Origin of the sequence: Shewanella holmiensis, assembly GCF_025370255.1 — a bacterium.
GTDB classification, from domain to species: Bacteria; Pseudomonadota; Gammaproteobacteria; order Enterobacterales; family Shewanellaceae; genus Shewanella; species Shewanella holmiensis.
In genome coordinates, this window is the sequence record NZ_JAMTCD010000010.1 from 17,521 (window position 1) to 31,863 (window position 14,343).

Here is a 14,343-nt window from a genome sequence, read left to right on the forward strand (position 1 = left end):
AAGTCATAACATTTTAAGCGGATTGTTTAGTGAAAAATTAAATTGTGTAATATTTATCAATTTGAAAACCATTTATACCTATTACTTACCTGAGGTTACATTATGAAAGCTAACATTATTATCAGCATCGTTTGTTTTGCCATGTTCATTGGATTACTGACTACTGGTGCTAACCAATTCTATCTTGTACATGCTGATTATATGACAGGCATTTACATGACGGCTGCTGTAGTTTGTTTTATGTGGGCAAGCTTATTTGGAGGGGTTGTTAGCTTGGTATTTCCTAAGCTGAAAAAGGTGTTTGCTCAATTGTAATTAATGCTTTTAGCCTAAAAACACCTTACTTCAGGTGAGTTTAATTAAGCAAAATCCCTTTGATATTCACTATAACCAATTGATAGTCATTGAGTATGTAAGGAGGAGGGATGGTGCTAATAGCATGTGGTTTGAGGCTCATTTTAATTTAATGATGGCTAACCAATTCAATTTTAAACTCACTGCCTATGCCGGGTTGGCTAGCGATTTCAATTCGGCATTTCAATATGCCTAGTAATTGTCTGACAATTGCTAATCCTACGCCTAATTGGGGTAACGGTTGATTATGGCTAAAGTGTGCGGGTTGAATCGATAGCTGCTTTAATGCCTCAACTTCATGTTGATGCATGCCAGCACCCGTGTCTCTTACCGCTAACCATTGTTGCCCTTGATATTGTTGATTAATAATCTGAATCGTTCCACCTTTTGGGGTGTAACGCAGGGCGTTATCGACAAGGTTATTTAATATACGGCGCATTAACTGAGGGTCGGTATAGGTTTGGCTTGGTCGCTCAAGCTTAAATTGCAGTGAAATACCTAAGTTTTTAGCTCTCGGAGCAAAGGTTTTTTCAACCTCATTTAATAAACTGGCTAATTCGACTTGTTGCAGCTGGGCATGAATTTGGCCATTTTCTAATGCGGCGAGCTCTAGCAGTTGTGCTAATAATTGCTGTAACGTTTGGCCTGAGTTCGCAGCATATTGAATAAGTACTGCATCGCGCTCATCTGCGGGTAAAATGAGCCAGGTGTCGATATAGCCTAATAACGCGGTTAATGGGGTTTTTAAGTCATGGGACAAATGCAGTAAAAAGTCGTGTTTGGCCTGTTGCTGGCGCTTAACCTGTTGTTGCTGCTGCTGAATTTCTTGCAGTAAATGATTGATATGCTCACTTAATTGGCTTATTTCTAAACTTCCCCTATAGCGTTCTGGTAAGGTTAGATTTTCAGAAATAGGTAAGGTTTTTAACGCGTTTAAATCCTGAGCAAGTTTGTGAATTGGGCGGGTAAAATAGCGCAGTAAGATTACAAATAATATTAGGGCAAATATTACCCAAAAACCTATAGTCGCCCCCCATATTTTGGGTTGGTTTTCGGCATTAATTAACGCCTGCCAGCTATCGTAATCTTCACCGCCAATAATCACATATAAATAGCCGCTATGTAGCCCTTGGCTATTTATCAGCTTGGCAGCTGAAAAAATCTTTTGGGTATCAAGTGAGCGTGGATCTGTGCCAAGTAATGGCAGGTGTTTGCCAGCTAAAAATTGCTGAATAATATTAATGTCGACACGGTGGTTCTTAATTTTCTCTTCTTTTGCATCATAGGCGATTACCTTGCCATTTGGATCTAAGGTATAAATTTCAAAGCTTGGCCCCAGTAACATAAAATCATGAAAGGCTTCTTTTAAAGCGGCATCTGAAGTGATCCCCTGTGATAGCAGTGGATTAATATGCGCCATATGCTCCGCTAATTCGAGGTGCAGTGATTGCTGAATTTGATTGCGACTGAACTCATGATTTAGTTGTAGCCATTGCCATAATGCCACAAATAACAGTAGTGCTATCGCGGTAGCGACAAAGAATAATCGATTAAATAGACGATTCATTAGTGAGCATGTGCCTCAGGTGGCGAAAATTTATACCCTACGCCCCACACGGTTTTCACTAAGTCGTGTTCTGAACAGCGGGACAGTTTGTTACGTAAGCGATTTATGTGGCTATTGACTGTGTGTTCGTATCCGCTGTAGTTATAGCCCCAGACCGCTTCTAATAGCTGTAACCGACTAAATACTTGTTGCGGGTGTTGAGCCAGATAAAGCAATAAATCAAACTCACGTGCGGTTAACTCTAATGCATTATTAAATGCCAATACTTCTCGCGTGCTGGCGTTAATGCTGACACCATGAAAGTCGAGTTGCTGCTGATGGTCATGCTGAACTTGTCCACGTCTTAAATGAGCTTTCACTCTGGCACGCAGTTCCAATACACTGAAAGGCTTTACAAGATAGTCATCTGCGCCTGCTTCAAGCCCCAGCACTATATCTGCTTCTGAATCTTTGGCGGTCAATAACATAATGGGCACTTCTTTTTGCGCTTGCCTGAGTTGCTGACATAGTATGATCCCGTCGCCGTCAGGTAGCATTCTGTCCATTAAAATTAAGTCGAGTTTTTTATGTTCAATGATCTGCATGGCTTGCTTTAATGTTGTGGCGTGACATACCTGATAATTTAATGCTGTTAAATTCAGCAGAATTAATTTGGCTAAATCCTGTTCATCCTCAACCAATAAAATATGTTGTGGGTTAGCGTGTCCATTATGTTTTGTTGAATGATTCATGTGTATCCCTCAAGACAGATCCCTGCATCCATGGCAATAGACCTGTATTGAGAAGATTAAATTTCATTCCTGCTGAAATTTTATTCAGTGCGCGTAATGGTGACAGCAAGGACCGGATTATCAAAACGATGCGAAGGCATAAGGACAGAGTCAGCTAAACCATCATATTGGCTGATCACGCCGGGATGAATATGCACAAAATTTACATCATCTCGGGCAGCATTAAAGCCTTCTCCGCCATCAGCAGGTCCAGGCATACTGCCTTTAGCTTCTGTGTTAGCTTCTGTGCCCGCATCGTAGGCCATGTAATGCATCATTATTGGTATATCGACATCCATTTCTGCAATGTTGACACCATTGACCCCTGTAAAGGCATCATTAGTATTCACCAACATGGTTACCAAACTGAGGTTTGCGACGTCAGCTTCGGCTAACGTTAACGTGAGGGTTTCAGTCATGCCTGGCATCAGCATGCCAGCACCATTTACGCTATTAGTGACAGCTTCTAGTGCAGCGATATCTGCGGTATCGCCACCTTCTGCCATTTTTTCAATGGCAAGGCTTGCCGTTTCACCAGCTTGCCACAGCATAGCGTCTGCACTGTGCGATGCGACAATCACCGGCGACATGGGTTGATTCGCCGTTAAGTTTGTCACTGTTACTGTATACGTTTGCATAACCACTGCCGGTGGTGTTGGCTCGGGTGTGACAACAACTTCATCGTCGTCTCCACAACCACTGAGTAATGTCGATACCACAAATAAGGCAAGTAAGCTGGGTTTAAGTTTAATGTCGGTGGTTTTCATGTTTTACCTCCTATTTTACTGTGACCACAACTTTCGCCACAGGGTTTAACCAGCGGTGAATGCGGCTGTCTAAATCGCTGGGCCCGCCTGCAGGATCGGTATCGCCTAATACGCCAGGGTGAGTATGGACGTACATGTTATCTGCACCGTCCATCACGCCAGTACCATTAGCGCCGCCGTTACCACCGGGAGCTGCCGGAATACCTGCTACACCTGACATGCCGCCGCCATTAATGATTTCGTCATTGGCTTCTGTGCCTGCATCATAGGCATTAATATAAACTGTGTAAGTACCTGCTTCAGTTGGAATTTTCCAACTGTCTAAACCGATAAATGCATCGTTGGTTGGCAGTACCATTGCAACAATAGAAAGATGAGTGTTATCAGCGGTATCTAGCATGACATCATTAACGCTGGCTCCTGCCGCAAGTAACCCCATGGCTGGGTTAGCTGAGGTGACACCATTTGTGCCTGTAACGGCTGTATCAAGGTCGGCAATGTCACCGCCTTCTGCCATTTTTTGTAGTGCTGGCGACGCCATTTCACCGACGTGAAATAAATGACTGTCGCTGGTATGAGCGGCGATGAACAGTGGCGTAAAGTGATTACCATGGGTAAGGTTGGTGACACTGACTTCAATGTCTGCGGCTTGGGTTGATAAACTCAATAAACCTGCTGCTAGTAGGCTAGCGTTAACTAATGTACGTTTCATAACCGAGCTCCTTTTGTTTAATTACAGCTAGTATTACAAAGGGAGTTCACTGGGTTATCGCTAAATTATCACAAAAGTTTAACATCGTTAGGTTCAGGTTATTTTGTTATGATAAATTAGCCTAAAACTTAGGGGCAGTTGATCTTTCAAGGTTAATTTTCTTAGTATCAAAAAAAGAATAAAAACATGATAAGAACATTACAACAAAATGATTTTAAAGCGGTATTACTATTAGGTGAACAAGTACACGGTCAGGGCTATATGGATATGGATGAACTGACAGCCATTTATCATAAAGGCATAAAGAATGGTATTAATGCCAACTTTGTTGCCATTGAAAACGATGAATTACTGGGTTTTCGATTAACCTATGCCGCAGGTAAATGGCAACAGGATCAATGGTGTACTGTAGCGTTGTGGGGCGTTAACTTTGATGATGTGTGTTACTTTAAGTCAAATACCATTGCTGAACATGGCCGAGGTAAAGGGTTAGGCGGACAACTTTTACAAGCCTCTAAAGAAGCGGTTATTGCACAAGGTGCTAAAGCTGGCGTGAGTCATTTATGGCAACAAAGCCCCAATAATGCCGCGGTACGCTATTTTACCAAAGCCGGTGGGCAATTAATTAAGCAGCATCCTCAACGATGGCATCAACGGCATGTGGGAGAGGATTATATCTGCGTGCTATGTGGCGTTGATTGTCTCTGTGTCGCCTGTGAAATGTTATTGGTGTTTTGATGAAAAACAATATGAAACCTTATGATCCGCTAGTTAATAAGACGCCTAAGGGTCAGCCACAACCCACTAGTTATTGGGCGAGTACCATTAAATTGCCAAAACCCAATGCAGCACTAAAAGGCACTCAGCAAACCGATGTGGCTATTATTGGTGGCGGCTATACGGGATTATTAACCGCGTATTATCTTGCGACTGAATTTAATATTGATTGCCACGTGCTTGAAGCCAATCAGGTTGGTTTTGGTGCCAGTGCTCGTAATGCAGGGTTTGTACTTAAAGGTTCAGGGCGTCTAGGTTATAGCGCTATGGCACAGCGTTGGGATATTGATACTGCCAAAGGTATTTATGCTGAGTTTACCGAGGCGGTTGCGCGCGTATCGGGATTAATTAAACAGCATCAAATTAGCTGTGATGTGCAGGACACCGGTTACTTAAAAGTAGCCCATAACCCAAAAGCGCTAGCACAATTGCAAGCCGCCGCGGGGTTCATTCAGCAACACTTTGGTGATGGGGCTGAGTTTATCGACCGTAACACTTTTTGTGACCAATACATGAACCATCAGCAAGCTTTTGGTGCATTAAGGTTAAATGATGGTTTTGGGATTAACCCATTAAAATTATTACTGGGTTATAAGCAGATGGTACAGCAAGTTAAAGTGTCGATATCAGAGCAATCTTGCGTGCTTGAATGGCAGCAAGAGGGCGGAAAACATCGCTTAATAACCGAGTCCGGTGAGCTTACTGCTAATAAGGTGATTTGTGCCGGTAATGCTTATACGCCAAAAAAATTCTCGCCAATTATCGATAACAAATATTTGCCTATACTCAGTAATGTCATTGTGACTGAGCCACTTACCGCCGATGAATTACAGCAAGCGGGCATTTATACTTCGCAAGTCACCATGGATACCCGCATATTAAAATATTACTACCGCTTATTGCCTGATAACCGCTTGTTGTTTGGTGGCCGCGGTGCGGTATGGGGCAAAGACAGTGCTAACCCTGTGTATGGACAAAGGCTAAAAATGGCCTTGGATAAGTGCTTTCCGGCATTAAAACACAAAGTCATCGCCTACAACTGGACTGGCTGGATCGCGGCATCGTTTGACGATATGCCGCATGTGTTTTCACAAAATGGCGTGGGTTACAGCTTAGGCTATTGTGGTGCCGGCGTATCTTTTAGCAGTCAGGCAGCTTATCGATTGGCCCAAAGTATGGCAGGTGTACCTCAGCCTAATTTACCTTTATATCGTCAACCTTTGCCTTCGCACCCTTCAAGCATACTGCCTTTTGGACAAGTGAAGCGGCTAGGTCAATGGGGTTATTATCATTATGGCTGGATGAAAGACCGCTTTGGTTAAAGCGGTTTATTATCTAATTGTATCGGTAAAGTTCATGGGGGTTAACCGACTACACTGCCGTCATGTATTTGGCTTTCATCCAATGGTTCAATTTTGAAGTTGAAGTAGGCATAAGAAGCACTCACAAATGGGCAAACTAAGTTAAAGAATGCATAGGGCAAATACGCCACGGTTGCTACGCCCAATGTGCTGGCCATAAAAGCACCGCAGGTATTCCATGGCACAAGTGGGCTGGTAACAGTGGCAGAATCTTCAAGGGCACGGCTTAAATTAACGGCGGCAAGTTTTCTGTTGGTGTATTCCATTTTTAGCATGCGACCTGGCAATACAATCGCAATATACTGGTCGGCAGTGATCACATTAGCGCCAATGCACACTCCCAAAGTGGTGATGATCAAACTAGAGGTGCCTGTTACTAAGGTTAAAATACTTTGTAAAATACGCCCTAACAATCCGGTTACTTCCATCACACCGCCAAATGCCATCGCGCACAGAATTAACCACACAGTCGTTACCATGCTGCTCATGCCGCCACGGCTTAATAAGTTATCTAGAACTTCATCTCCAGTGTTGGCCACATAGCCATCAAACATGGCAATCCAGATCCCTTTCACTAAGGCTAGCAATGGCGTTATAGCATCATCGTGCACGTAAGCCAGTACGTTATCGTATTGAAAAATAGCCGCACAAACGGCACCGGCCAAGGTGCCTAAAATTACCGTTGGAAACGCAGGCATTTTTCGATTGGCAAGATACAAAACCACAAGCAACGGAAACAGCAAGTGAATGCCGGGATCAAAGGTACGCTCAAGCAAGGCTAAACTATCAGCTAATTGATTTTCTACAGGAGTGGCTTCTGCGGTTAATCCTAAAAAAGTAAAGCCAATAAGCGCAATAGTAATGCTGGGGACAGTAGTCCAAGTCATGTGCTTAATATGGCTGAAAATATCAGTTCCGGCAACGGCAGGGGCTAAGTTAGTGGTATCAGACATCGGCGACATTTTGTCACCAAAGTAGGCGCCGCTGATAATCGCACCCGCGGTGATATTAACATCCAACCCCATAGCCGATGATATACCAATAAGTGCAATGCCTAAGGTTCCCGCGACTGTCCAAGAGCTACCAATACTTAAAGCCACTACTGCACACAATACACAACATGCACTGTAAAAATATTGCGGATTGAGTATCTGCATGCCGTAATAAATCATGGTTGGCACGGTTCCCGCTAGAATCCAGGTGCCGATAAGTGAGCCAACGCTAAACAGAATCAATAGTGCCCCAGTTGCAACGCCGATACTTTTTATAATACCGCGCTCCATTTGATTCCAGCTGTAACCATTTTTATAGCCAATGACCATGGCAATACAGGCTGCTAACACTAACGCAATTTGGTTTGCACCAGATGAACTATCAGATGAGAAAAGGTATACCGCAGCGGCAAGCATAATGATAAGAGCAAACACAGGAATAAGTGCGTCAAGCAAACTAGGTTGCTTGTGCTGAGAGTCTGGCATAAGTAGATCCCTTTGATAATTTATTATTATATTTATAGTCAACAGGTAGTGATGTGTTATGTGGGTTTATAAACTCATTCGGGGGAGTTATAAGCTGTTTTACACTAGCCGCGTTAGCTTGTTACTAACTTGTTACCTGGCTTTATCGTGACACAGGTCACGCAGCAAAGTCGAGCCTAAAACCAATGTTGAAGCGGTTTGGCGTTAAATCAAAGTGAAGTGTTGGTACTGGTATTGATTAAAGTTTTCAGTAAAGTTGGTATTTATGCTGAATAGTGAGAATTTGCTGCCTAAGTATGCAAGCCATATTGCTTGAGCTGAATTATTTTTTATATAAAACATCGACGTTTTATGAATATTCTGTTGGGAATATTCGATATTTTTGTCATTGAGCTTAAATAGGCTTGTTGAAAACCAGGTATTTAACATTCATTTCTTTCACTTAGTATGATTTTTGTTAGAATCATCTTCATCAATACAATAAGAGAGTAGTGACATGTCGGCCGCGGAAAAATCATCTCGCAAACTTAGTTTTTATATCATCGGCGTTATCCTATTTATTTGGTTATATAGCCTATGGGCTGATCGCGTTACACCAATGACAGCTGAGGCAAGAGTACACTCTTACCTTGTTCGTGTTGCCAGTGAGGTCACCGGCAACGTGGTTGAGGTGAATGTAAAAAATAATCAGGTGGTTGAAGCGGGGAGTGTGCTATTTAAAATCGATCCGCGAAACTATGAAATTGCATTACAGTCAGCACAGGCTAATTTAACGATTGCAGGTCAAGGCATTGGTGCGAATACTGCTGCAGTTGCGGTAGCGCAGGCGAAAGTGGTTGATGCCATTGCCGCGCGTAACAATGCAAAAGAACAGTATGTGCGGGTGATGGAGTTGGCCGGCCAGGGTGTATTAAGTAAAGCCGATTTAGATAACGCAATCGAGTCGCGTGATAGAACTCAAGCCAGTTATGAAGCTGCTGAAGCCTCTTTAGTACAGGCAAAACAAAACTTAGGTCCAGAAGGTGAGAATAACCCACAACTTCTTGCTGCTATGGCCAACCTTGAAAAAGCACAGTTAGACTTACAGCGCACAGAAGTGCTCGCCCCTTCAAAAGGGATCGTAACCAATTTACAGTTAACCGTGGGGCAAAAAGCCAGCGTTGGCACGCCTATCTTAACGTTTATCGATCCTCGAGGTGTATGGATTTCAGCATTAGTGAGAGAAAACTCGCTGGAACACATTCGCGTAGGCCAGTCAGTTGAAGTGGTACTCGATGCGCTACCTGGTCGTGTGCTTCATGCCAGAGTTGATAGCATAGGTTGGGGAACCGGAGGCAGTAATAATATTGACCAAAACACGGGGTTTTTAACCGCTGATACGCAGTCAATGAAAGCACAGCGTTATCCTGTCAATATCGTGTTTGAGAATGAAGATGTACCAAAAAACATTCGATATGGCTCACAGGCAACCGTGGCATTTTTTACCGAGCAAAGCAGCTTTGGTGAATTATTAGCAAAACTTTGGATACGTGTTGTGAGTATATGGACTTATGTTTCGTAGCGCTGCTAATCCGATAATACGACTGGCTGTTTTTCCAGTCCTTTTGTTGTTTTATTTACAACACAGTGGGGCTTCGATGGCCATTTTGGCACCGATATTTACGGTTATCTTTTTAACCTTGATGCCATCCAAGCCCCCGTTAAATTTGTTGTTAAAATTACTGTTGGTATTGTTGTTTGTGAGTTTTGTCTTGGTATTTATTGGCGAGGTATTACAAGACACGCCCACCGGATACGCCTTGTTTTGTTGGTCATTATTTTTTTGGAGTTATTACCGCAGTCATAATGATCCTAAAGATATCATTGCCACTTTGACACTCATAGTGGTTATTATTATGACCGTGATGAATTTTCAAATGGGCGCTCAGATAGATGTCCTACCCTGGTTGATGTTTAAAGACTTTGTTATTGCCATTGTGGTTACCTATATCAGTTTCTTACTTTTCCCTGGTGATCAAAAAGATATTTTAATGGACGAAACGAGTAAAGAGGGCGCACAAACCAATATTGGCCTGATCATGTTCAAAGCAACAGCCATGTGCTTGGTTATGGTGGTGTTAATGGGTATAGGCAGTACGCAAACGATGCTGATCACCATAACCATTAGCAGCATGATTATGATCCCGATTGCTGATGATCATCGCACTTATAGCCAAAATAAAATTATCACCACAGTGCTAGGTATTTGTTTTACATTGCCAGTGATGTTTTTGTTTATGTTTGGTGTGTCGACATGGATGTTAATTGGTGTGACGGTTTTTTGCGCTTTTCAACTAGCCTGTTATGCCATTCGTAGTCAATGTCGCTCCAGCATATATCAGTTAATGTTTACTAATTTTGTGGTGCTGACTTACCAAGTAATCAAGCATCAAGGTACGGCTTCTTTGTCGGCAGAGTTTTTACGCTTGCTATCAATTGCTATCGCCATTTTAGTGGGTGCATTGATATTAAATTTAACCAAACATGTCGCTGTGCCGCTTGTCAAAGAACCACCTACGCCTCAGGCTGATAAGTGATAGGTGCTACGATAATAGTGTTATAGCCTCCACACTGCGAGCTTAAAAAAATCCCTGTGATATCACTATCACAGGGATTTTTTATGAGTCAACGGGGTTGATGACCAAATGGCTAACCCCTTAATGAATGCCTAGTGGTTTAAGCTTTACCTTGCTCACGTGCAATCGCACGGTAGGCAATATCGGTACGGAAGTAGACATCATCCCAATGGATAGCATCGACTAAAGCGTAAGCCGCTTTTTGTGCTTCGGTTACTGTGTGACCTAATGCCGTCGCACATAACACTCGACCGCCATTTGTGACCACATGACCGTCTTTCATTTCTGTGCCAGCATGGAATACTTTGGCATTGCTATCGCCAAGAGATAAACCATCAATAACATCATGCTTACGGTAAGCATCAGGATAACCGCCAGCTGCCAATACCACCCCAACAGCAGGACGTGCATCAAATTCGGCAGTAACTGTATCTAACTCACCACGGGTGGCGGCTAAACATAGCTCAACGATGTCAGATTGCAGGCGCATCATAATCGGTTGGGTTTCAGGATCACCAAAACGGCAATTGTACTCAAGCACCTTTGCACTGCCATCAGGTGAAATCATCAAACCAGCGTATAAAAAGCCAGTGTAAACGTTACCTTCAGCGGCCATACCATCTACCGTAGGGCGAATTACATTAGCAATAGTCCAGTCGTGAACGGCTTGGGTCACAACAGGAGCGGGTGAGTATGCCCCCATACCGCCAGTGTTTGGACCATAATCACCGTTATCACGGGCTTTGTGGTCTTGGCTGGTGGCCATGGCCAAGATGTTTTTGCCATCTACCATAACGATAAAGCTGGCTTCTTCGCCTTTTAAAAACTCTTCGATAACCACGCGTGAACCGGCATCACCAAACTTGTTGCCGGCTAGCATGTCTTCGATGGCGGCATCGGCTTCAGCTTGGTTTGCAGCAATAATGACCCCTTTACCAGCGGCTAAACCATCGGCTTTAATAACAACAGGAAAACCCGTTTTAGCGGTTAACTGTGCCGCGTAAGTTTTGGCAGGGGCTATTTCAGTGAAGTTAGCGTAATCAGCTGTTGGAATATTGTGACGCGCTAAAAAGTCTTTGGTGAACGCTTTTGAAGACTCAAGTTGAGCAGCGCCTTGGGTTGGACCAAAAATAGGTAAACCCGCAGCGTTAAAAGCATCAACAACACCTAATGATAAAGGCACTTCTGGGCCAACAATGGTGAGTTCAATTTTGTTTGTTTGAGCAAACTCAACTAATGCGCTGATCTCTTCAACGTTAATTGCAACGTTTTCTAATTTTGGCTCTAGTGATGTGCCCGCATTACCTGGAGCAACAAATACAGTTTCAACTTGTGCTGATTGAGCTGCTTTCCAAGCTAACGCGTGCTCGCGTCCGCCGCCACCAATAACAAGGACTCTCATTAATTCATTCCTCAAATAATAAAAATAATTCTGTGCTTAAACGAAAAAAGCAGCCAAAGATGGCTGCTCTATTCTAACGGTAATTAGTGACGGAAGTGACGCATTCCGGTGAACACCATAGCAATCCCGTGTTCATCAGCTGCGGCGATGATTTCTTCATCACGGATTGAACCGCCTGGCTGAATAATACAGCTAATGCCAGCTGCTGCTGCGGCATCGATACCGTCACGGAACGGGAAAAAAGCATCCGATGCCATAACAGAACCTTCAACCACTAAGCCTTCGTCAGCCGCTTTAATGCCAGCAACTTTGGCTGAGTACACGCGGCTCATTTGACCCGCGCCTACACCTATGGTCATGCCATCTTTGGCGTAAACAATCGCATTTGATTTAACAAACTTAGCCACTTTCCAGCAGAACATTAAATCGGTTAACTCTTTTGCTGTTGGTTGACGTTTTGATACCACTTTGACGTCTTCCACATTGACCATGCCTTGATCGCGATCTTGAACCAGCAAGCCACCATTAACACGCTTGTAATCTTGAGTCGTGGTTCTAGTGTTCCACTCACCGCACTCTAATAAACGCACGTTAGCTTTAGTGGCAACAATATCACGGGCAGCTTGGCTAATTTTTGGCGCGATAATCACTTCAACAAATTGACGGTCTACTATCGCTTTAGCAGTATCTGCATCTAACTCTTGGTTAAAGGCAATGATTCCACCAAATGCCGATGTTGGGTCAGTTTTAAAGGCGCGATCATATGCTTCTAATAAGCTAGTACCTAATGCGACACCACAAGGGTTAGCATGCTTAACAATGACACAGGCAGGGCCTTCAAACTCTTTTACGCACTCAAGTGCCGCATCGGTATCGGCGATGTTGTTGTAAGACAATGCTTTACCTTGAAGCTGAGTCGCACTGGCAACTGAGGCTTCATCAATATGGGCATCAACATAAAACGCCGCTTTTTGATGGCTGTTTTCGCCGTAACGTAAATCTTGCTTTTTAATCAGCTGAGTATTGAATGTACGTGGGAAGCTTGAATCTTCGTGACACTCATCTTTACTATGCGCAGGAACCATAGTACCGAAGTAATTGGCGATCATGCCATCATATGCAGCAGTGTGTTCAAATGCGGCTATGGCTAGGTCAAAACGGGTTTCAAGCGTAGTGCTACCATTGTTAGCTTGCATTTCAGCAATCACGCGAGCGTAATCTTTAGCGTTAACCACGATAGTCGTGTCTTTGTGGTTTTTAGCCGTAGAGCGCACCATTGTTGGGCCACCGATATCGATGTTTTCAACAGCGTCAGCTAATGTGCAACCTTCTTTAGCAACGGTTGCCGCAAATGGGTATAAATTCACCGCGACTAAATCGATAGGTTTGATGGCGTTTTGTTCCATCACTAACTCATCAATTCCACGACGGGCTAAAATGCCACCGTGTATTTTAGGGTGCAATGTTTTGACACGACCATCCATGATCTCAGGGTGACCTGTGTAATCAGAAACTTCCATGACAGGGATATTGTTATCGGCCAGCAACTTAGCAGTGCCTCCGGTAGATAACAGTTCAACACCTTGAGCATGCAAAGCTTGTGCAAATTCAAGGATTCCAGTTTTATCTGAAACGCTTAGTAGCGCGCGACGAATTGGTCTGACAGTATTCATGTAGGTACAGGGTCCACTATTTAATTTCAAGGATCTTTCGCAAATCAGATTCGAATGCTTTGCTGTTGTTTAACACCAAAAGTGAATCTGTTTTGCCAAAGTTCCTCGGGTTCATTATTTGAACAAAATGTGCAGCTGTTTTTTGTGATTATTATGAGTGCTGTTAAAGCGCGCGTATTTTACCGTAAACCATAGAGCTTGAGTGTTTTTTCTGCGTGATTTCACAATATTGAAATCCGAACAACGCGTCATAAAATAAAACGCATTAAAACCCTTGACCTTAGATTAAACTCCAAGGTTTATACTAGGCTTATATTCAAGTGATTTACTTATCCAAAACGGGATGGTTATGTACCGAATCGGCGAGTTAGCAAGTCAATGCGATATCAAGGCTGATACTTTACGTTTTTATGAAAAGCATGGTTTGTTAGCACCCTCTAGCCGATCTGGATCTGGCTATCGTCTGTATACAAAAGATGATGCATCAAGGCTACGCTTTATTTTACGGGCTAAAGCCGTTGGCTTCACCTTAAATGAAATATCTGAGCTGTTATCTATCGAACTGGATAAAGCCAACTGGGCTTGTGCTGACGTTAAAGGCATGGTCGATAATAAACTTGAGCAGGTTACTGCTAAAATTGCCGAGTTAACCCAGTTTGCTAACTCATTGCAAAGTTTATCTAACGCCTGCTGTGGCGGCCCCGATAGTGCTGAACATTGCAGTATTTTAGAAGCGCTTGAGTCTGAAGATAAACAATTGAGTGCCAAAAATGAGACCTCACATAAAGGCCATCATCATGCTGTTAAGTAACGCGATGCCTTGCCAGTTAATCTGTGTTCTAGCCCTAAACGGCTTGTAAAAAATAA

At 43.3% G+C, this 14,343-nt stretch carries 13 protein-coding genes; 6 read left to right on the forward strand and 7 right to left on the reverse strand.

Annotated features, from left to right (window positions below):
- Positions 1 to 102: 102 nt before the first annotated feature.
- Positions 103 to 315 carry a hypothetical protein gene (locus NE535_RS09460; protein ID WP_261298398.1) on the forward strand — a complete coding sequence of 71 codons (213 nt, stop codon included), beginning with the start codon at positions 103 to 105 and terminating at the stop codon, positions 313 to 315.
- Positions 316 to 463: 148 nt separating this feature from the next.
- Here NE535_RS09460 and NE535_RS09465 read toward each other — a convergent pair whose 3' ends face one another.
- The 4 genes from NE535_RS09465 to NE535_RS09480 all read right to left on the reverse strand — a co-directional run bounded on the left by NE535_RS09465 (position 464) and on the right by NE535_RS09480 (position 4,170).
- On the reverse strand, positions 464 to 1,921 hold the full coding sequence (locus tag NE535_RS09465; RefSeq protein ID WP_261298399.1) for a HAMP domain-containing sensor histidine kinase: 1,458 nt from the start codon (positions 1,919 to 1,921) through the stop codon (positions 464 to 466).
- Positions 1,921 to 2,652, reverse strand: a complete 732-nt coding sequence (locus NE535_RS09470) for a response regulator transcription factor (protein WP_261298400.1) — start codon at positions 2,650 to 2,652, stop codon at positions 1,921 to 1,923. Before NE535_RS09470 ends, NE535_RS09465 begins: the two co-directional genes overlap by 1 nt.
- 80 nt (positions 2,653 to 2,732) lie before the next feature.
- Entirely contained in the window at positions 2,733 to 3,458 is a 726-nt protein-coding gene (locus NE535_RS09475; protein ID WP_261298401.1) for a spondin domain-containing protein, read from the reverse strand.
- Positions 3,459 to 3,468: 10 nt separating this feature from the next.
- Positions 3,469 to 4,170, reverse strand: coding sequence for a spondin domain-containing protein (locus tag NE535_RS09480; RefSeq protein WP_261298402.1), 702 nt, complete (start codon positions 4,168 to 4,170; stop codon positions 3,469 to 3,471).
- A gap of 186 nt (positions 4,171 to 4,356) precedes the next feature.
- Here NE535_RS09480 and NE535_RS09485 point away from each other — a divergent pair, with 186 nt between their 5' ends.
- Both NE535_RS09485 and NE535_RS09490 read left to right on the forward strand, forming a co-directional pair.
- Positions 4,357 to 4,908 carry a GNAT family N-acetyltransferase gene (locus NE535_RS09485; protein ID WP_261298403.1) on the forward strand — a complete coding sequence of 184 codons (552 nt, stop codon included), beginning with the start codon at positions 4,357 to 4,359 and terminating at the stop codon, positions 4,906 to 4,908.
- Positions 4,908 to 6,269 carry an NAD(P)/FAD-dependent oxidoreductase gene (locus NE535_RS09490; RefSeq protein WP_261298404.1) on the forward strand — a complete coding sequence of 454 codons (1,362 nt, stop codon included), beginning with the start codon at positions 4,908 to 4,910 and terminating at the stop codon, positions 6,267 to 6,269. Before NE535_RS09485 ends, NE535_RS09490 begins: the two co-directional genes overlap by 1 nt.
- A gap of 41 nt (positions 6,270 to 6,310) precedes the next feature.
- Here NE535_RS09490 and nhaC read toward each other — a convergent pair whose 3' ends face one another.
- The gene (gene nhaC / locus NE535_RS09495) at positions 6,311 to 7,786 is read right to left on the reverse strand and encodes a Na+/H+ antiporter NhaC (RefSeq protein WP_261298405.1); all 1,476 of its coding nucleotides are present in this window, start codon (positions 7,784 to 7,786) and stop codon (positions 6,311 to 6,313) included.
- Positions 7,787 to 8,282: 496 nt separating this feature from the next.
- Between nhaC and NE535_RS09500 the strand changes: the two genes are divergently transcribed.
- A complete protein-coding gene (locus tag NE535_RS09500; RefSeq protein ID WP_261298406.1) occupies positions 8,283 to 9,347 on the forward strand; it encodes an HlyD family secretion protein in 1,065 nt (354 codons plus the stop codon).
- The gene (locus NE535_RS09505; protein WP_261298407.1) at positions 9,337 to 10,362 is read left to right on the forward strand and encodes a DUF2955 domain-containing protein; all 1,026 of its coding nucleotides are present in this window, start codon (positions 9,337 to 9,339) and stop codon (positions 10,360 to 10,362) included. Before NE535_RS09500 ends, NE535_RS09505 begins: the two co-directional genes overlap by 11 nt.
- Positions 10,363 to 10,501: 139 nt before the next feature.
- Here NE535_RS09505 and purD read toward each other — a convergent pair whose 3' ends face one another.
- Positions 10,502 to 11,803, reverse strand: a complete 1,302-nt coding sequence (gene purD, locus NE535_RS09510; RefSeq protein WP_261298408.1) for a phosphoribosylamine--glycine ligase — start codon at positions 11,801 to 11,803, stop codon at positions 10,502 to 10,504.
- A gap of 83 nt (positions 11,804 to 11,886) precedes the next feature.
- Positions 11,887 to 13,476: a bifunctional phosphoribosylaminoimidazolecarboxamide formyltransferase/IMP cyclohydrolase gene (gene purH, locus NE535_RS09515; RefSeq protein WP_261298409.1), complete on the reverse strand. Its 1,590-nt coding sequence runs from the start codon at positions 13,474 to 13,476 to the stop codon at positions 11,887 to 11,889.
- Positions 13,477 to 13,825: 349 nt separating this feature from the next.
- Between purH and zntR the strand changes: the two genes are divergently transcribed.
- The gene (zntR, locus tag NE535_RS09520; RefSeq protein WP_261298410.1) at positions 13,826 to 14,287 is read left to right on the forward strand and encodes a Zn(2+)-responsive transcriptional regulator; all 462 of its coding nucleotides are present in this window, start codon (positions 13,826 to 13,828) and stop codon (positions 14,285 to 14,287) included.
- The last annotated feature ends 56 nt before the right edge of the window (positions 14,288 to 14,343 follow it).

What these genes read in the sequence shown, in the direction of transcription:
- NE535_RS09460 (WP_261298398.1), top strand. Translation starts at nt 103, where the DNA reads ATGAAAGCTAACATTATTATCAGCATCGTTTGTTTTGCCATGTTCATT.
- NE535_RS09465 (WP_261298399.1), bottom strand. Translation starts at nt 1,921, where the DNA reads ATGAATCGTCTATTTAATCGATTATTCTTTGTCGCTACCGCGATAGCA.
- NE535_RS09470 (WP_261298400.1), bottom strand. Translation starts at nt 2,652, where the DNA reads ATGAATCATTCAACAAAACATAATGGACACGCTAACCCACAACATATT.
- NE535_RS09475 (WP_261298401.1), bottom strand. Translation starts at nt 3,458, where the DNA reads ATGAAAACCACCGACATTAAACTTAAACCCAGCTTACTTGCCTTATTT.
- NE535_RS09480 (WP_261298402.1), bottom strand. Translation starts at nt 4,170, where the DNA reads ATGAAACGTACATTAGTTAACGCTAGCCTACTAGCAGCAGGTTTATTG.
- NE535_RS09485 (WP_261298403.1), top strand. Translation starts at nt 4,357, where the DNA reads ATGATAAGAACATTACAACAAAATGATTTTAAAGCGGTATTACTATTA.
- NE535_RS09490 (WP_261298404.1), top strand. Translation starts at nt 4,908, where the DNA reads ATGAAAAACAATATGAAACCTTATGATCCGCTAGTTAATAAGACGCCT.
- nhaC (WP_261298405.1), bottom strand. Translation starts at nt 7,786, where the DNA reads ATGCCAGACTCTCAGCACAAGCAACCTAGTTTGCTTGACGCACTTATT.
- NE535_RS09500 (WP_261298406.1), top strand. Translation starts at nt 8,283, where the DNA reads ATGTCGGCCGCGGAAAAATCATCTCGCAAACTTAGTTTTTATATCATC.
- NE535_RS09505 (WP_261298407.1), top strand. Translation starts at nt 9,337, where the DNA reads ATGTTTCGTAGCGCTGCTAATCCGATAATACGACTGGCTGTTTTTCCA.
- purD (WP_261298408.1), bottom strand. Translation starts at nt 11,803, where the DNA reads ATGAGAGTCCTTGTTATTGGTGGCGGCGGACGCGAGCACGCGTTAGCT.
- purH (WP_261298409.1), bottom strand. Translation starts at nt 13,476, where the DNA reads ATGAATACTGTCAGACCAATTCGTCGCGCGCTACTAAGCGTTTCAGAT.
- zntR (WP_261298410.1), top strand. Translation starts at nt 13,826, where the DNA reads ATGTACCGAATCGGCGAGTTAGCAAGTCAATGCGATATCAAGGCTGAT.